The following is a 17,031-nucleotide window of genomic DNA, read 5'->3' as shown; positions in this document are numbered from 1 at the left end:
CTTTAAGAACGAGCATGGTGAGGTCCTTCGTTGCATTTAGGCATGATTTCCTCCTCTGCCAACTCGCCCGTTAGCTGCCAGATTTTAGCGGCCTCGCCCATTTAGGCCTTACTAGCTCACTCTGTCCCTAGTCGGGCGGGCTCTTTATCTTCGCGCCTCTTAACCGCGCCCCATGGCCTCTCTTTCCGGTATTACCGTTCACCCCGACTGCCGCCATTTTCGCGGTGATATTCCCTGCCGCCCCAATAAGGAGCACGGCTACCAGTGCCAGGACTGCCCCGTGTACGCGCCGGTGCACCAGCGCCTGCTCATCATTAAGCTCGGGGCCATTGGGGATGTTATCCGGACTACCCCCCTGCTGCGGCGGCTGCGGCAGGAGTACCCGCAGGCCAAAATCACCTGGCTCACGCTCACGCCGGCCATCCTGCCCCAGGGCGAGATTGATGAAGTCCTGAAGCTGGATCTGGCCTCCGTACTGCACCTGCAGCAGCGGGCGTTCGACGTACTCTTCAACCTCGACAAAGACAAGGAAGCCTGCGCCCTGGCCGACTCGGTGCACGCCACGGAGAAGTTTGGCTACCGCCTGCACCCCCAGTACGGGGTGGCCTGGCCCGGCAACGACCTGGCCGCGCACAAGTACCTCACCGGCGTGTTCGACCAGCTCAGTCAGCAAAACCAGAAGCCCTACGTGCAGGAAATCTTTGAGCTGTGCGGCTACGAGTTCCGGGGCGAGGAGTACGTGTTCGACACCCACGAAGACAAGGGCTACAACTGGCGCCAGCTGCCCACGGGTAAGCCCCGCATTGGCCTGAACACCGGCTGCGGCGACCGGTGGACTACGCGCCTGTGGAGCGACGAGAAGTGGACCCAGCTGATCGGGCAGCTCCAGCAAGCCGGCTACGCCCCCGTGCTGCTGGGCGGCGAAGCCGAGGATGAGCGCAACCGCCGCCTGCAGGCCGTCACGGGCGCGGCCTACCCTGGTACCTTCCCCCTGCCCCAGTTCATCAACCTCATGTACCAGATGGACGGCATTGTGACGCAGGTGACTATGGCCATGCACATCAGCATTGCCCTGCGCAAGCCCACCATCCTGATGAACAACATCTTTAATCCTTACGAATTCGACCTATACGGCCGGGGGCAGCTGGTGCAGCCCGATAAGCAGTGCGTGTGCTTTTACCGGGGTTCCTGCCAGCTCGGCACCAGCTGCATGGAGGATTTGCCCGCTGAGAAGGTATTCGAGGCCGTGCGGGCGAGTGTGCCAAGGCAGGAACGCTGAGGCGCAGGGCGCTGGATAGCCTACTTTGCCGTTTGGAATTGACTCGACCAAGCCGATAGTCCGGCCAAAATGAAGCAGCACCTATTAACGCTGCCGGGCAACCACGGGCTTATATAATCTCGCCGTGGGCTTGCATTATTCGGCCCTTGGTGGCAAGGGCTGCTCGGTAGGGTGTAGCCTAAATCAGGTTCCTGAGGCCACTTTTTGGCAACTTTTCCCGGGCGAAGCAGCAGCAGCCCTAAACTACCCGGCAACTCCCTGGTTAGAAATGGGGTAAGCATACGGTACCGCCTTCTCGCGGAGAAGCCTATTTTTGCCGTTGTTTAGTCCCCGGTATGTTCCGTAGCCTGTTCCCTGTTCGCCGTTTGCTGGCGACGAGCTTCCTGCTCGTCTTCGTCAACGTGTTCGTAGGGCAGTGCTGGTGCGCAACGATAACCCCGGCCGCGGCCGCGCCGGTAGCCCAGGCCTCCGCGTTGCAGAAGCCCACGCACCCGGGCTGCCACGGTCACGGCAAAGCCCAGGCCCAGCAGAAGCCGGTTCAGGCCAAGCAGGCTCCCGGCCATTGCGGCTCTAAGCCCGCGAGCAAGGAAAACTGCTGCAAAAACAAGTCCGCGGCCATTCTGAAGGCGCTGACAACACCAGGTGAGAAGCAGCTGTTCTCGCCCGCCCCGGCTTTGCTCCCGGCCAGCACCGGGGTCTTTTGCCGGCCCTCTGCCGGCGCGTGGGACCGTATGCACTCAGTCGTGCTGGTGCTGCGCCGGCACCTGCCCCCCAAAATACCCGACATCCGCATCTTTATTCAGTCCCTGACGGTCTGATTGAGTTGGCGTGCCCAAGGCTCGCCCTGGCATAGCTGTGCTATGTCCGGGGCGGGCCTTGGCGTTGGTGCATGATGTCCGGCCGTTGCCCGCGCCACTTTACCTCCGTTTCCTGGCGTTACCCCGCTCCACCGCTCCGCGCCGATGGCCGGAAGGCAAAGGCTTGCCCGCCAGCCGGCCCCTGCGGCCCCAACCCACTTGGGCGGCTGCATTCGGTTTTCTTCCTTCAACCTCCCCCTTCTTTTTATGTACCGCTTTCCCCTTTCCCTGCTCGCGCTGGCCGGCCTGCTCACTATCAGCAGCTGCTCCTCCGAATCGGAATCCAGCAGCGCTGCCGACACCGTCACTACGCCCACCAACGGCCCGGCCGAAGGCACCGCCGACCACGCCGGCGGCCACACCTACGCCTGCCCCATGCACCCCGAGGTGACCAGCACCCAGGACGGCGAGACGTGCCCCAAATGCGGCATGAAGCTGGAACACAACGACGCCGTGTCCAACGGCAAAACCTACGAGATGAAGCTCGTGCCCACGCCCATGCAGGTGACGGCCGGGCAGCCCACCACGCTGGCCTTTACCCCGCGTGAAACCGGCAACGAATCGGCCCCTGTGCCGCTGGCCGTGGTGCACGAGAAGAAGATTCACCTCATCATCGTGAGCAAGGACCTGGGCCAGTTCTACCACGAGCACCCCGAGTACACCGCGGCCGGCGACTACAAAGTGCAGTACACCTTCCCGAAGGGTGGGGAGTACGTGCTGTTTCAGGACTACACGCCCACCGGTGCGGGCCACCAGTTGGGCCGCCAGCCCCTCACGGTAAAAGGCCCGGCCTACTCGCCCGTCCGGTTCAAGAATGATGATATGCAGTGGGAAAAAGACGGCTACCAGGCCACGCTTTCCTTTGACAAGGAGTTGAAAACGGGGCAGCTGCTGGGCATGAAAATCACCATCCGCAAAGACGGGCAGCCCGTTACGGACCTGGCCAACTACCTCGGCGCGCTGGGCCACGTGGTAGTCATCAGCGAGGACACGGAAAACTATTTGCACGTGCACCCCAACGAACAAGCTGATAAAGGCCCCAGCATCGGCTTCAACACCAACTTCGAGAAGCCGGGCCTCTACCGCGTGTTCCTGCAGTTCAACCACGCGGGCAAAATCCACACCGGCGACTTCACTATCAACGTGAAGGCCTAGATTTCCCACTTTCCAACATCAACCCATGAAAAAGTCTGCTTATTTCCTGGCTGCCCTCCTTTCGGGCTCCCTGCTGGTAGCTAGCTGCACCAACGACAAGGCCGCCGATTCGACGGTTACGACCACGGAAGACTCCGCAACCGATGCGGCCTCCGGCGACATGGCCGGCATGGACCACTCAGCCATGGACCACTCGGCCATGGGGCATGATACCGCGGCCCCGGCCGGCAGCTCGCCGCAGCTGGTGGCCATGAACGAGATGATGCAGAAAATGCACGCTACCAAGCCCAAAGGCAACACCGACCACGACTTCGCCCATCACATGCTGGAGCACCACCGGGGCGCGGTAGTGATGGCCGACCTCGAGCTGCGCGACGGCAAGGACGCCACCATGCGCCGGATGGCTGAGCAAATCAAAGCCGACCAGCAGCGGGAAATTGCCGCGCTGGAAGCCGCCGCCACCCGCCTCGACAACGCCCCCACCAACTACCAGCCCAACAACCCGGCCGATCCGTTCACCAGCAAGATGCAGGCCTCAATGGAAGGCATGATGCGCAACCTGCCCAAAACGGTAGCCGACCCGGACATGAACTTCAACATGCTTATGACGGTGCACCACCAGAGCGCCGTGGACATGGCCCGGGCCGAGCTGGCCCACGGCAAGGACATTAAGCTCAAAGAGCTGGCGCAGCAGATGATAACGGCCCAGGAAAAGGAAATAGCCGACTTCAAAGCCTGGCACAACCAGAACGCCGACAAGATGTAAGCCCCCGGCCGGCCCCGCTGCTGGCGCGGGGCCGGCCGCCTGATTCACCCCTCGTACCCGGTTTTTTATGAAGACTTCCTCCGTTCTCGCCGCGGCCCTGCTGCTGGCCGCTCCCCTCACCGCTGCCGCTCAGCACAGCCACACGCCCGGCACGGCCGCCCACGGCCACAAAGCCGCCGGCGAAACCCACGCCCACGCTTCTCCCCACGGCGGCGTGGTGCGCACGGCCGGCCAGTACCACCTGGAGCTGGTGCAGCAGGCCGGCCAGCTGCAGGTATATCTGCTTGATGGCAACGAGAAGACGCTGCCCGTGACCCGCGCCACCGGCACGGCCCTGCTGCTGAGTGCGGCGGGCAAAACCAGTTCCGTTAAGCTGCTGCCCACGGGCAACCACCTGGGGGCCACCGTGCCGGCCGGCTTCACGCTGCGCACGGCCATCGTGAGTGTCAAGGCCAATGGCAATTCGCTTAGCGCCCGGTTTGAAAAGCTCGAGGCAGCCGCCAAAGCCGGGAAGTCGGTTTCCGCTGCGTACGCCTGCCCGATGAGCTGCCCCGGCAGTGTCAGCGCCAAGCCCGGCAGCTGCCCGAAGTGCGGCATGGCCCTCGTGAAAAAGTCGTAGGCGGGCGCCGCTTGGGCCGCTGGCTGCGGCAACCGCGGGCAGCCCAACGGCTGGTTTTAACCTGATTGTATGAATTTCTTAAACATAAAAAGCGGAGGCTGCTGGCTGCTGACCCTGGTAATGCTGGCTCTTTGCTCCGGCGCGGCGCGGGCGCAAACGGTCATCAGCCTGGACAGCGCCGAGGCCCGGACCCTGCGCCGCCACCCCCGGCTGCGGCAGTCGGCCCAGGAGATTGAGGAGCAGCGTGCCCTCCGGCGCGGCGCGTTCGCGCCGGCCAACCCGGATTTCCTGTTTTCGGCCCCCACCGGCGAAATGTGGGCCCCGGGCGTGGTGCAGACCCTGGACCTGCCCAACGTGTACCGGCGGCAGCGGCAGGTAGCCGAGGCCGGCATCAGCCTGGCCGAGCGCAACCGCGACGTGAGCCGCGCCTCCGTGCTGCGCGATACCCGCCTGGCTTACCTGAGCCTGCAGTTTGCCGAGGCCCAGGTGCGCCAGCTCACCTACCAGGACAGCCTGTTTCGGGGACTGCGCCTGGCCACGGAGCGCCTGTTTACGGCCGGCGAAGTCACCTCTTTGCAGCGCATCAGCACCGACGCCGAGGCCCGGCAGGTAACCGTGTTGCTGCAGCAGGCCACCGCCGACCGGCAGGCGGCCCAGCGCCGGCTGGGGCTGCTGCTGGGTAGCCCCACCGAGCCGCTGGCTACCAGTACCGACTTAAGCCGTACCGGCGCGGAGCTGGCCCAGACGGCCCCGGCCCTGCTCGGCGGGCTGCCCACCAACGACAGCACTGCCCTGGCGGGCAGCCCCGCGCTGGCCGCCGCTGCCCAGAACGTGACCCTGAGCCAGTCGGGCATCAGTCTGGTGCGGGCCCGGCGTACCCCGGCCCTCACGGTGGGCTACCAGAACCAGGCGTTTGAAAACTCGGCCCTGCGCTACCGCTTTCAGTTTGGCGTTTCGCTGCCCATCTGGTTCTGGACCTACCGCTCGCAGCTGCAGGCGGCCACGGCCCGCGCCCGGGCAGCCAGCTATCAGCTGCAAACCCAGCAGCTGGAGCTGAGCACTCAGTACGCGCAGGCCCTGGCCGATACGCGCAAATTCGCCGCTTCTCTGGCTTACTACGAGCAAACCGGCCTGCCCCAGTCGCGGGCCATCATCAGCCAGTCGCAGCGCCTGTTCCGGGCCGGCGAAGCCAGCTACCTGCAGCTCATCCTGAGCTTGAACCAGGCCTTTGCCATTCAGAATACCTACCTGACCACCATCCGCGACTACCGCCAGGCGGTGGTCGAGCTGAATTACCTGCGGGGCGAATAACCGTCAACTCTCATGAAACAACTCCTGATTTTGCTGCTGAGCGTGCTGCTGGCCGGCCCGGCCCTGGCCCACGATGGCGAAGACCACGGCGACGGGCCCAAGGCCGCCACGCCGGCGGGCGCCACCTCGTTTTCGGTGGCCGCCCTGTCCGAGCAGTTCGAGGTGCTGCTGCGCTACGAGCCGCTGGAAGGCGGCCAGCCCGCCGACCTGCGCCTGTTCCTCTCCGATTACGCCACCAACGCCCCTATCCGAGGCGCGAAACTCACGCTCACCAACCCGGAAGATGCCCGCCTGACGTGGGCCGTAACCGAGCAGGAACCCGGCATCTACCTGGTCGAAGGGGAGTTTCCGGCCAACAAACCCTACAGCTTCGCCCTCAACATCGTGGCCGGGGAGCGGGCCGACCTGGTGCTGCTCGAAGGCATCCGCGTGGGGGAAAAGCTGCCCGTGGCCGAGGCGCCACCCGCTGCCGCCGCCGGACTCTTTTCGTCCTGGCAAACCATTGCCGCCCTGCTCGGGGCCTTCGGGCTGGGCATTGGCCTGACGGTTCTGCTGCTGCGCCGCCGCCCGGCTGCGCCCATTTCCACCTCCACTCCCGCTACCCATGAAAACCACGCCTAAACTTCTGGCCGCCACGGCCGCTGCCGCACTGGTGCTGGCCGTGCTGCTGCCCCCACCCGGCCGGGTGCAGGCCCACGGGGGCGAAGACCACGGCGGCGAGGCCAAAGCCAGCACCGGCGTGGCCCTCACCGACGAAGTGCTGCTGCCCAAGGAAAGCCAGTTTCTGTTCGAGGTGCGCACCCAGCTGGCGGCTTACTCCACCACCTACAGCCGGGCCACGCTCTACGGCACGGTGTCGGCCGCGGCCGGGGGCGAGGGCCGGGTGGTGGTGCCCCAGACCGGGCGCATCGTCAGCCTGAGCGCACGGGTGGGCCAGCCGGTGCGGGCCGGGCAGACGCTGGCCGTCATCGAGCAAACCCTGGACGCCACCCAGCAAATCGGCCTCAGCACCGAGCGCGCCAACGCCCAGGCCGAACTGCGGGCCGCCCAGCAGGACTACGCCCGCTTGCAGAGCATCGCCGATATTGCCGCCCGCAAGGATGTGGTAGCCGCCGAGCTGCGCCTGCGCCAGGCCCGCCAGAATGCAGCCATCTACAACGGGCAGGCCCGGCAGCGGCGCGTGAGCATCACGGCGCCCGTGAGCGGCACCGTGGATGTGTTCAACTTGGCCGTGGGCCAGCAGGTCAATCAGGGCGAGGAGCTGCTGCGGGTTATCAACCCCGGCAAGCTGCGCGTGGAAGCCCAGGTGTTTGCCCAGGATCTGGCCAACGTCACGCCCGGCACGCAGTTTCGGGTGGAAGGCCTGCAGGGGCAGGTGGGCGTGCCGGCCCGGCTGGTGGTGTTCAGCAACGTAGTGAACCCCGTGAACCAGGCCCGGCAGCTAGTGCTGGAGCTGGACGATGCCGCCGGCAGCCCCTACCGCGCCGGCCAGGCCGTGAACGTGCAGGTGGTGGGCCCGGCCGACGGCGGCCGGCCCCAGCTGGTGGTGCCTACTGCGGCCATTACCGACCTCAACGGCAAGCCCGTGGTGTTCGTGCACACCGAGCCCGAGCGGTTCAAGATTCGCTACGTGCAGCCGGGGGCCGTGAATGGCCAGCAAACCGTGCTGGCCGAGGGCCAGGTCAACGAAAATGACCGGGTGGTCACCCAAGGCACCTACCAGCTCAAATCCATCTACCTGAACCAATGAGCTTTTAGCTGATGGCTGTTAGCTGATAGCTTTTTTCTGACCGGCAGCTAACCGTCAGTGGCTGTCAGCCCAGCTAATGACTGCTTTGAACAGAAGCTAACAGCCAACAGCTGTCAGCTAGTAGCTTAAAAAATATGCTCGATAAGATAATTCGCTTTGCTCTGCAGAACCGGCTGCTGATGCTGGCCTTCGCCGTGGGCCTCCTCATGGCGGGTACTTACACCGCTAGCCAGCTGCCGGTAGACGTGCTGCCCGACCTAGACCGTCCCCGGGTAACCGTGTTTCTGGAGGCTCCCGGCATGGCCCCCGAGGAAGTGGAGGCCCTGGTGACGCTGCCCGTGGAAACGGCCCTGAACGGGGCCACCGGCGTGTCGGCGGTGCGCTCCAACTCGGCCATCGGGCTGGGTATGGTGTTCGTGGAGTTCGACTACGGCACCGACATCTTCACGGCCCGCCAGATTGTGAGCGAGAAGCTGCAGACCACCGGCGAGCAGCTGCCGCAGGGCATTACGCCGGTGCTGGGGCCTATTTCCTCGGTGATGGGCCAGATCATGCTAGTGGGCCTGTCTACATCAAGTAAAAATGACTCGTTGACCGCTGGCAATTTACCGGAAGCTAACAGCCAGCCGCTAACCGCTAACCGCTCAAAAACAAGCGCCGCTGACTTGCGCACCCTGGCCAACTACACCGTGCGCCAGCGCCTGCTGTCCATTCCGGGCGTGGCCCAGGTAATTCCCATCGGCGGCGACAACCTGCAGTATCAAGTGCTGCTGGACATGCCCCGCTTGAACGCCACCGGCCTCACCGTCAATCAGGTGGAAGACGCGTTGCGGCAGTCCAACCTGAACACTACCGGCAACTTCTTCGACCGCAACGGCTCGGAAGTGCTCATTCGCAACCTGGGCCGCCTGCGCTCGGTGCAGGATATTGAGAACATCATTGTCGGTTACCGAGAGCAGTCGCCCATAAGGGTGGCCGATGTGGCCCGGGTGGAGTTCGGGGCCCGCTTCAAGCGCGGCGACGGCAGCGTGAACGGCCGGCCGGCCGTAATTCTGAGCATCGAGAAGCAACCCGGCGCCGCCACCGTGGCCCTGACCGCAGCGGTGGAAAAAGCCCTGGTCGAGCTTCAGCCCTCCTTGCCCAAAGACGTGCAGGTGAACACCCGTTTGTTTAAGCAGGCGGAGTTCATTGAGTCCTCCATCAGCAACGTGGAGGAAGCCCTGCGCGACGGGGCCATTCTGGTGGTCATCGTGCTGTTTGCCTTCCTGCTGAACGTGCGCACCACGTTTATCTCCCTGGTGGCCATTCCGCTGTCGTTGCTGGTGACGGCCCTGGTGTTTCGCCTGGCCGGTATCAGCATCAACACCATGACGCTGGGCGGGCTGGCCATTGCCATCGGCGAGCTGGTCGACGACGCCATCGTGGACGTGGAAAACGTGTACCGCCGCCTGCGCGAAAACCAGCAGCGGCCCAACCCGCAGCCGGTGCTGCGCGTCATCTACGCGGCCTCGTCGGAGGTGCGCAACTCCATCGTGTACGCCACTATTATTGTGGTACTGGTGTTTTTGCCGCTGTTTGCCCTTGAGGGCATGGAAGGCCGCATTTTCGCGCCCCTGGGCATTGCCTACATCACCAGCATCGTGGCCTCGCTGTTCGTCTCGCTGACCGTGACGCCGGTGCTCTGCTACTACCTGCTGCCCCGCATGAAGCAGATGGGCCACCCCGAAACCGATGGCCCCCTGGTGCGCTGGCTCAAAAAGAAGGATACCCGCCTGCTCACCTGGGGCCTGCAGCATCCCCGGCTGGTACTCACTTCCACGGCCCTGTTGTTTGTGATGGCCGCCACGATGGTCCCCTTCTTCGGCACGGAGTTTCTGCCGCCTTTCAACGAAGGCTCCCTGACGGTGAACTTCTCGGCCCCGGCCGGCACCTCCCTCACCGAAAGCAACCGCCTGGGCACGCTGGGCGAGCAGCAGATGCTCCGGATTCCGGAAGTGGCCTACACCGCCCGCCGCACCGGCCGCGCCGAGCTGGACGAGCACGCCGAATCGGTGAACAATTCGGAAATCGAAGTGGCCTTCAAGACCGAGGAGGAGCTGGAGAAAGAAGGCCGAACCATGCGCAGCCGCGACGAAATCCTGGCCGACATGCGCCAGAAGCTCAGCCTGATTACGGGCGTGAACGTGAACATCGGCCAGCCCATTTCCCACCGCCTTGACCACCTGCTCTCGGGCGTGCGGGCCCAGGTGGCCATCAAGGTGTTCGGCAACGATTTGCTGGAGCTGCGCCGCTACGCGGGCGAGGTGCGCGATGCTGCCGCCGCCGTGCCGGGCGTGGTGGACCTGCAGGTGGAAAAGCAGGTGCAGATTCCGCAGCTGCTCATCCGGCCCCGCGACGAGGCCCTGCGCTCCTACGGCATGGGCCGGGGTGAGGTGGTGCGCGACCTGGAAACTCTGTTTCAGGGGGCCGTGGTGTCGCAGATGCTCGATGGGCAGAAGCGCTTCGATTTGGTGGTGAAGCTGCCCGAAGCCCAGCGCAACAACCTGGAAGCCATTCGGCAGACCCGCATCGAAACGCCCGCCGGGGCCCTGATTCCGGTGAGCCAGGTGGCCGACGTGGTATATGAGCCCGGCCCCAACACCGTCAACCACGAAAACACCCAGCGCCGCATCATCCTCTCCCTGAACGTGGCCGAGCGGGATCTGGGCTCCACGGTGCAGGAAATTCAGGCCAAAGTCAGCCAGCAGGTCAAGCTGCCGCCGGGCTACTACCTCACCTACGGCGGGCAGTTCGAAAGCCAGCAGTCGGCCTCGCGGAAGATTCTGTGGCTGAGCTTGTTTTCCCTGGCCGGCATCTTCCTGGTGCTGTTCTCCCACTTCAAATCCTGGCTGATGGTGGGGCAGATTATGCTCAACATTCCGCTGGCCCTGATTGGCTCGGTGGTGGCGGTGCTGCTCACGGGCGGTACGTTCAGCATTGCCTCGCTGGTGGGCTTTATCACCCTCACCGGCATTGCCTCGCGCAATGGCATCATGATGATTTCGCACTACATCCACCTCGTAGAGCACGAGGGCGAGAAGTTCGGCCTCCCGATGATTATTCGCGGCTCCCTGGAGCGCCTGGTGCCGGTGCTGATGACGGCCCTGGTGGCGGCCCTGGCCCTGGTGCCGCTCACCTTAGCCCAGGATGCACCGGGCAAGGAAATCCTCTACCCGGTGGCCACGGTTATCCTTGGCGGGCTGCTTTCGTCCACTTTCCTCGATATTATCGTAACGCCGGTGGTGTTCTGGCTGGTGGGCGAAAAGGCGCTAACCCAATACTTCGCCTCCCACAGGGAAACGAGCCTTGATGACCACCCGCAGGAGCTCGACGCGCAGCCGCTCCCCCCGCCATCGGATCTGAACCCGGTGCCGCCCACCCGGTAGATTGTGCCATTCAAGCGGCCCCTGAGCTTTGTCCAATCCCGGACGGCTCATTCAGTGCCTTGGCGAGGCGACATATACTACAGGCGGGGCCAGGGTTTATATTTTCCCCGGGCGGGATATTTTGTTTGCTGTCTGCGCACGAACCTCCTGGTTTATCCCGCTACCTCCTTTAGTGCCTTCACCATCTCGCTCCAGGAGAAATCTTTCTTACGGGCCCACACGCCGGCCGTGAGCTCTTCTTCGCGCTGGTGCTCGTAGAAATCGACCAAGGCATCGGCAATGGCCTGGGGCGTGGGGGGCACCACATAGCCCACTTCGCCGTTCGGAATCAGCTCGGCTAGGCCGCCCACGTCGGTTACCAGCATGGGGCGGCTGAAGTGATAGGCAATCTGCGAAACGCCGCTCTGGGTGGCATTTTTGTAGGGCTGCACCACGATGTCGGCGGCACAGAAATAGTCGGCCACTTTTTCGTTGGGAATAAAGTCGGTGGCGCGGACGAGGCGGTTTTCCAGGTTGTACCGCCGGATGATTTCCTCGTAGGGCGCGGCGTCTTCGTAGTACTCGCCGGCTATAATCAGCTTGACGGGCAATTCCGCTAGTCGAACATCGGCAAAGGCTTCCAGTAGAATATCCAACCCTTTATAGGCGCGGATAAAGCCGAAAAACAGCAGGTACCCGAACTGCGGATCGAGGCCTAGGGCGCTAAGTGCGGCTGGTTTGGGCTTGATGGGGCCGAAGTTGTCGTAGAGCGGGTGCGGGCGGTAGAGGGCCGGCTGCTTGAAGTGCAGGCGGCGCAGGTCGGCTAGCACGGCGCGGCTCATCGTCACGAAACCATGACAAGCCGAGAGGAAATAGCGCGTGAGCGGCCGGTCGCCGGGGCGCTTTTCGTGAGGGATGACGTTGTCGGTAATGGCGACCACGCGGGTGTGGCCATTGCGGCGGATGCGTCGAGCAATAAACCCCAGCGCCGGGCCCATAAACGGTAGCCAAAACCGGAAAATCACCAGATCGGGCTTCTGGCGGCGCAGCTTCTCTCCCACTGTCCACCAGCTCAAGGGGTTCACGGAGTTAATGCTGACGTCGATGAGCAGGTCGGCGGGGCCGGGCTCGGTGCTGAACTGGGTCTGGCCGGGGAACAGGAAATTGGGGTACTGCAGCGAAAACGTCACCAGTCGCACGTCGTCGCCGGCTTCGCGGAAAGCGCGGGCCAGCCGCTCGTTGTACGTGGCCAGCCCGCCCCGCAGCGGGTACGCCGGCCCGATAATGACGACGTTCATAGGAAATGTATTGTGTGCCTATCGCCTACTACAGCCTGTCATCCTGAGCGGAGCGAAGGACCTCATCACGCTAGGACAAACTGCTCAATCGTGAGAAGGTCCTTCGCTCCGCTCAGGATGACAACCGGTGGCTATTAACTCAAATTTAGCTTTTCCCGAATCAGGTACTGGTTTTTGCGGGAGCCGCTCAAGGACACCATTTCGGCCAGGAAGCCCGCGACAAATACCTGCACGCCGACAATCACGGCCACCAGCGCCAGGAAAAACAGCGGCTGGTCAGTCACGCTTCGGGCTTTCAAGTTGTGAGCCGCTAAGTACAGTTTCTCCCCAACCAGCCAGAGCGTGATGAGCATACCCACCAAAAAGGAAAGCGTGCCGACCGTGCCGAAAAAGTGCATGGGGCGCTTGCGGAAGCGGCTCACGAAGGTGATGCTCAGCAGATCCAGAAAGCCGTACACGAAGCGCTCCAGCCCGAACTTGGTGGTACCGTACTTACGCTCCTGGTGCTGCACTACTTTCTCGCCAATCTTGCGGAAGCCGGCCCACTTGGCTATGACGGGAATGTAACGGTGCATCTCCCCGTACACTTCCACGGCCTTCACCACGCGGTGGTTATAGGCTTTCAGGCCGCAGTTGAAATCGTGCAGCTGAATGCCCGACAGCCAGCGCGTGACACCGTTGAAGAGTTTGGTAGGAATGGTTTTACTGATGGGGTCGAAGCGCTTTTTCTTCCAGCCGCTCACCAGGTCGTAGCCGTCCTGGGTGATCATGCGGTAGAGTTCGGGCAACTCTTCGGGCGAGTCCTGCAGGTCCGCATCCATGGTGCATACCACCCGGCCCTGCGCCGCCCGGAAGCCCGTGTCCAACGCCGCCGACTTGCCGTAGTTGCGGTTGAAGCGGATGCCGCGCAGATGCACGTCGTCCTGAGCGAGGTCTTCAATTACCTCCCAGGAGTCATCCGTGGAGCCGTCGTCAATCAGTAGCACCTCGTAGGTGAGGCCGTGTTGGGTGAGCACACGGTGAATCCAGCGCGTGAGTTCCGGCAACGACTCGGCTTCGTTGAGCAGTGGAATAACGATGGATAACTCAACGGGAAAATGCTGCGGCAAACGCTTACTACTCAAACTGCGGGCGATTATGCTTGGTAATGGCGGAAATGATAAGGGAAAGCAGGAAGGCAAAGAATGCCGTGGCCAGAATCCCCCATACAATGCTCAGAGGGCCAGTGGGCATCATTTTGGCCGTCCACTGCATAGCTGTTTCAACTTGCTCGTCGCTCATGTTGCCATCAGCTTCTAGCTTCGCCCGGGCAATGTCCAGCGCCTTTTGGGTGTAGCCGGAGTCGATGAAATTGACATAGACATAACGAAATATTCCGCTCAAAGCGCCTATCACGGCTCCCGCAACGGTGGCTATGCCAAGCCCTTGCCCATAACTCATAAAACCGCCGTTATGCTGCTTGTAGTAACGGTGTGCCATCACGATACCACCGATTAGAATAGCAAACGTTACAAAACCCAGTGCGGCCTGCTGCTCTAGGCCAGTGGCCATTAGCACGAAAGAATAGATAACCGTGACCAGACCCGTAATCAGACCATAGCGGATACCGGCATTGACGGGCGTGACGAGCGTAGTAGTGTTTTCCATGTGGTTGTGAAGGTAAAAGTGAGTGCGAGCCTAAAGGAACAAAATCCTGCGTTATTTCCGCAGGAATATCCCCCCCGGAATGCCAACCACTATCCCCAACAGTATCTTTTTCAGGAACTCATCCTGTGCAAAGGCTTGTGGCGTACGGGCCAGGTTGCGCAAGGTGGCTTCGTACTGCTGCAGACCGTTCGACTCCTTGGCATATAGGGGCTTGGCAGCAGCCAGCATTTTATGGGCCTCGGCTAGGTGCTGCTCTATTAAGCCCGGCCCGGCGCTCTGGGCAAACAAATACAACCCCGTGGCAGCTACGGCCGCTGCCAGCAGGGTAGTCAACAGACCCACGCCAACCGCCTTCAGCAGGCCCGGTCCGTCGGCGTACTGCCGCCGCAACAGCAGCTGACTAACAATTGCCGCCAGCGGCGGAAAAAAGTCGGACAAGGTGCGCTTGGGGCCGTAGGGGTTGTTGCCGGTTTTGTACAGGAACAGTACCCAGCAGATGCACAAAACACCCGTAATAACGCCGCAGACAGCGGCAACGCGCAGTACAGGACGGGAGGAAACAGCAGTGGACTCCAAACTAGCTACAGCATGATAAGGCGGCAAGATACGAGTACTTCCGCAGCTAACCCGCAGTTACAGGCGCCACCGCTGGGCTTCGGGTTCCGCCAAAACGTAACAGGAGTACTTCGGCGAGTAAGCACAACAAAGCCGCTGCCACGCAATATTTCCAAAGTGGGGTACCTACCCGCTCAGCGCGGTAGCGCGCCGCAATAGAAGTACCTTCACTGGCTTCGTACACGTGGATATTTGGCTTGCCTGCCCACATCTGGCGTAGCTCTGGTGCGGAATAGTGGGCTAACTCTGATTCCTTCTTATCCACGTTGAAAGCCAACGTAGCTATTTTTCGGCCCGCCCGCTCCAAGGTGTAGAAGCCGGGCTCACGCATACCGGGGGGCACTTCCAGCCGCAGGTCGCCCGCCAGGCTGCGCTGCGTGGGAATAAGCGTAAGACTGTCTTTCACCAGCTTTACTACTTGCTCACCGTCCTCACTGCCCGCCGCGCCTGGTATGGTAATCAGTCCTTGATTTAATCGATACGCCGGCAGTTCCGTGCTCTTGTAGCTCTGCATGGCCAGGCGGTACATCACCGGCACAAATAACGGGTGGCTGGTGAAGTTGGAATACTCACCCGTAAACGGAGCCGAGAATACGTAAACCATTCCTCTGCCACTCCTGAAACCTGATAAGTACCCTTCCCCATCTCGCAGGCGCAGAATATCGGTGGTAGACCGCGCCCAACGAACAACTGGCGCAACAGTAGGCATCGTAACCTGCCGTTGTTGCGCGCCGAATACGTCCCGAAAAAACGGGTTTTGGCGGTTCGGCAACGCCACTTCTTTGCGCTGGGGCAGGCGCCCTGCCTGAGGCTGCTCCCAGGTAACGGGCCCTACGCCTAGCTCCTGGAACAAAGCTGTGTAAGAACTCTGGGCCTCAACGGCAGCCGAGGGTACGATGACTACTGAACCACCGCGCTGTACGACCTGCTTTAATTGCTCGCGCAGCTGCGGATCTATTCTTGGCAGCTCCTGGACTAACACTAGCTGCGCAGCTGCCAGCCCTTCTGTAGCTTTTCCTCCTACACGGTGCGAGTAAGCAAAAAGCGCTTCGTTACTGTACAGGCGCTGCGTAGCAGGCAGGTCGCGACTGGTTATATCGACAACGGGAATCTGGGGGGAAGGAGTCAAAGTAAAGTAAAAGGTATTGTCGAATGTCACGGGGTAATCCTCTACCTCTACCCGACATAAATGGGCCCGCGTACCGGTTACCTGCACGCGCGCTGTCACAGTCTCCTGGCCGTTGGCAGGCACAGGAACCCGAAATGCGGCTGCCTGTCGGTTGTCAAGCAGCAACTTTACCTGGGTGTTTTCAGCCGCCATATTGCCGCCGTTGCGTAGCCTGATGCGCAACGTCATATCAGTGCCGCTCCGAATGAAGGCGTCATCAAGCCATACACTGTCTACATAGATATTATGAGTACTGGCCCCAGCTACGGGTATCAGGAATACCTGCGTTGCGCTATCTATATTTTGTAATTGCTCCCGGCTGTAGTCATTCTTCTGAAAGTCAGAAAAAATGAATAGCTGCTGATTGGTAGTCCCTCCGTCCTGCACCAACGCCGATGCTACTGACCGACTGCTTCCGGTGAGTTGCAACTGATCTACTGCACTCCGGAAAGCAGTGCCAGAAACAGAGTACCTTGAGGAGTTTAGCAACTGAAAGCGGGCTGCAGTGGGATAAGCCGTCGGCAGTTGGCGCGCTTCCTCTACGCCTTTTTCGAAAGCGGTTTGTGCATCAGCCGGCCCCGCCTGCATACTTGGCGTTGTATCTACTACTACTCGGACTGCTTCATTCGGCAGTACCGTCGTCAGCGGAGCCGGGATAAAAGGCTGAGCAAACAAAAGCACCAAGCTGCCAATAAGCCCTATCCGGGTAAGCAGCACGAGCAGGTGTTTTACCTTGCGCTGCCGGGCTGTAACCAACTTTACTTCACGGAGAAATTCAACGTTGGTAAATGCTACCCGCTTGGGTTGCCGGAGTTCAAACAAGTGTAAAGCAATCGGCAGTATTACTGCAAGCAAGCCCCACAGAAACCATGGATAAGTAAATGCCATCATCTGCTAAAGTACAATGAATGATAGACACAATTATTGAAGCTGAGCCGCATCAATGCCCAGGATAGAATCAACCCACGAAATACGCATAACTATCACCCAAAAGCAGATTCATACGAGTCATACTACAGGCTCAGATGCCAAGGCTATTGGGCACCCTAGGGTCTCTAGGGCGCGTGGAGGCTTTAAACGGCGACACCCCCCGCGGGGCGGGCCGTCCTGAAGCTCAGGCGGGTGTCCGCACGCGGGGGGTGTTGCTCGAAAAAACCAGAAG

At 61.6% G+C, this 17,031-nt stretch carries 14 protein-coding genes; 9 read left to right on the top strand and 5 right to left on the bottom strand.

Features of this window, described 5'->3' with window-relative positions:
- Positions 1-172: 172 nt before the first annotated feature.
- The 9 genes from FY528_RS19605 (at position 173) to FY528_RS19565 (ending at position 11,162) form a co-directional block, all read left to right on the top strand.
- The gene (locus FY528_RS19605; protein WP_149072718.1) at positions 173-1,279 is read left to right on the top strand and encodes a glycosyltransferase family 9 protein; all 1,107 of its coding nucleotides are present in this window, start codon (positions 173-175) and stop codon (positions 1,277-1,279) included.
- 335 nt (positions 1,280-1,614) lie between these two features.
- A complete protein-coding gene (locus FY528_RS19600) occupies positions 1,615-2,097 on the top strand; it encodes a hypothetical protein (RefSeq protein ID WP_149072717.1) in 483 nt (160 codons plus the stop codon).
- 246 nt (positions 2,098-2,343) lie between these two features.
- Complete coding sequence (locus FY528_RS19595) at positions 2,344-3,291, top strand: DUF8832 domain-containing protein (protein ID WP_149072716.1); 948 nt, start codon at positions 2,344-2,346, stop codon at positions 3,289-3,291.
- A 25-nt stretch (positions 3,292-3,316) separates the two neighbouring features.
- Positions 3,317-4,057, top strand: coding sequence for a DUF305 domain-containing protein (locus FY528_RS19590; protein WP_149072715.1), 741 nt, complete (start codon positions 3,317-3,319; stop codon positions 4,055-4,057).
- 67 nt (positions 4,058-4,124) lie between these two features.
- Entirely contained in the window at positions 4,125-4,676 is a 552-nt protein-coding gene (locus FY528_RS21695; protein WP_149072714.1) for a heavy metal-binding domain-containing protein, read from the top strand.
- A gap of 69 nt (positions 4,677-4,745) precedes the next feature.
- A complete protein-coding gene (locus tag FY528_RS19580; protein ID WP_149072713.1) occupies positions 4,746-5,987 on the top strand; it encodes a TolC family protein in 1,242 nt (413 codons plus the stop codon).
- A gap of 12 nt (positions 5,988-5,999) precedes the next feature.
- The gene (locus FY528_RS19575; RefSeq protein WP_149072712.1) at positions 6,000-6,608 is read left to right on the top strand and encodes a hypothetical protein; all 609 of its coding nucleotides are present in this window, start codon (positions 6,000-6,002) and stop codon (positions 6,606-6,608) included.
- A complete protein-coding gene (locus tag FY528_RS19570; protein ID WP_149072711.1) occupies positions 6,592-7,737 on the top strand; it encodes an efflux RND transporter periplasmic adaptor subunit in 1,146 nt (381 codons plus the stop codon). Before FY528_RS19575 ends, FY528_RS19570 begins: the two co-directional genes overlap by 17 nt.
- 134 nt (positions 7,738-7,871) lie before the next feature.
- Positions 7,872-11,162, top strand: a complete 3,291-nt coding sequence (locus tag FY528_RS19565) for an efflux RND transporter permease subunit (RefSeq protein ID WP_149072710.1) — start codon at positions 7,872-7,874, stop codon at positions 11,160-11,162.
- 152 nt (positions 11,163-11,314) lie between these two features.
- Here FY528_RS19565 and FY528_RS19560 read toward each other — a convergent pair whose 3' ends face one another.
- The 5 genes from FY528_RS19560 to FY528_RS19540 form a co-directional block, all read right to left on the bottom strand.
- Positions 11,315-12,439, bottom strand: a complete 1,125-nt coding sequence (locus FY528_RS19560; protein WP_149072709.1) for a glycosyltransferase — start codon at positions 12,437-12,439, stop codon at positions 11,315-11,317.
- A 134-nt stretch (positions 12,440-12,573) separates the two neighbouring features.
- Positions 12,574-13,563 carry a glycosyltransferase family 2 protein gene (locus FY528_RS19555; RefSeq protein WP_149072708.1) on the bottom strand — a complete coding sequence of 330 codons (990 nt, stop codon included), beginning with the start codon at positions 13,561-13,563 and terminating at the stop codon, positions 12,574-12,576.
- A complete protein-coding gene (locus FY528_RS19550) occupies positions 13,556-14,086 on the bottom strand; it encodes a DUF4199 domain-containing protein (RefSeq protein ID WP_149072707.1) in 531 nt (176 codons plus the stop codon). Before FY528_RS19550 ends, FY528_RS19555 begins: the two co-directional genes overlap by 8 nt.
- Positions 14,087-14,137: 51 nt before the next feature.
- Positions 14,138-14,662: a DUF4199 domain-containing protein gene (locus FY528_RS19545; protein WP_187632212.1), complete on the bottom strand. Its 525-nt coding sequence runs from the start codon at positions 14,660-14,662 to the stop codon at positions 14,138-14,140.
- A gap of 46 nt (positions 14,663-14,708) precedes the next feature.
- The gene (locus tag FY528_RS19540; RefSeq protein ID WP_149072705.1) at positions 14,709-16,760 is read right to left on the bottom strand and encodes a BatA domain-containing protein; all 2,052 of its coding nucleotides are present in this window, start codon (positions 16,758-16,760) and stop codon (positions 14,709-14,711) included.
- Positions 16,761-17,031 lie beyond the last annotated feature (271 nt).

Origin of the sequence: Hymenobacter lutimineralis (assembly GCF_008271285.1) — a bacterium.
GTDB lineage: Bacteria > Bacteroidota > Bacteroidia > Cytophagales > Hymenobacteraceae > Hymenobacter > Hymenobacter lutimineralis.
Note: the sequence above shows the minus strand (reverse complement) of the source record. Positions and strands in the feature narration are given on the sequence as shown.

Coding starts and splice junctions, on each gene's coding strand:
- FY528_RS19550 (WP_149072707.1), bottom strand. CDS start 14,086: ATGGAAAACACTACTACGCTCGTCACGCCCGTCAATGCCGGTATCCGC.
- FY528_RS19540 (WP_149072705.1), bottom strand. CDS start 16,760: ATGATGGCATTTACTTATCCATGGTTTCTGTGGGGCTTGCTTGCAGTA.
- FY528_RS19575 (WP_149072712.1), top strand. CDS start 6,000: ATGAAACAACTCCTGATTTTGCTGCTGAGCGTGCTGCTGGCCGGCCCG.
- FY528_RS19600 (WP_149072717.1), top strand. CDS start 1,615: ATGTTCCGTAGCCTGTTCCCTGTTCGCCGTTTGCTGGCGACGAGCTTC.
- FY528_RS21695 (WP_149072714.1), top strand. CDS start 4,125: ATGAAGACTTCCTCCGTTCTCGCCGCGGCCCTGCTGCTGGCCGCTCCC.
- FY528_RS19570 (WP_149072711.1), top strand. CDS start 6,592: ATGAAAACCACGCCTAAACTTCTGGCCGCCACGGCCGCTGCCGCACTG.
- FY528_RS19565 (WP_149072710.1), top strand. CDS start 7,872: ATGCTCGATAAGATAATTCGCTTTGCTCTGCAGAACCGGCTGCTGATG.
- FY528_RS19580 (WP_149072713.1), top strand. CDS start 4,746: ATGAATTTCTTAAACATAAAAAGCGGAGGCTGCTGGCTGCTGACCCTG.
- FY528_RS19590 (WP_149072715.1), top strand. CDS start 3,317: ATGAAAAAGTCTGCTTATTTCCTGGCTGCCCTCCTTTCGGGCTCCCTG.
- FY528_RS19605 (WP_149072718.1), top strand. CDS start 173: ATGGCCTCTCTTTCCGGTATTACCGTTCACCCCGACTGCCGCCATTTT.
- FY528_RS19595 (WP_149072716.1), top strand. CDS start 2,344: ATGTACCGCTTTCCCCTTTCCCTGCTCGCGCTGGCCGGCCTGCTCACT.
- FY528_RS19560 (WP_149072709.1), bottom strand. CDS start 12,439: ATGAACGTCGTCATTATCGGGCCGGCGTACCCGCTGCGGGGCGGGCTG.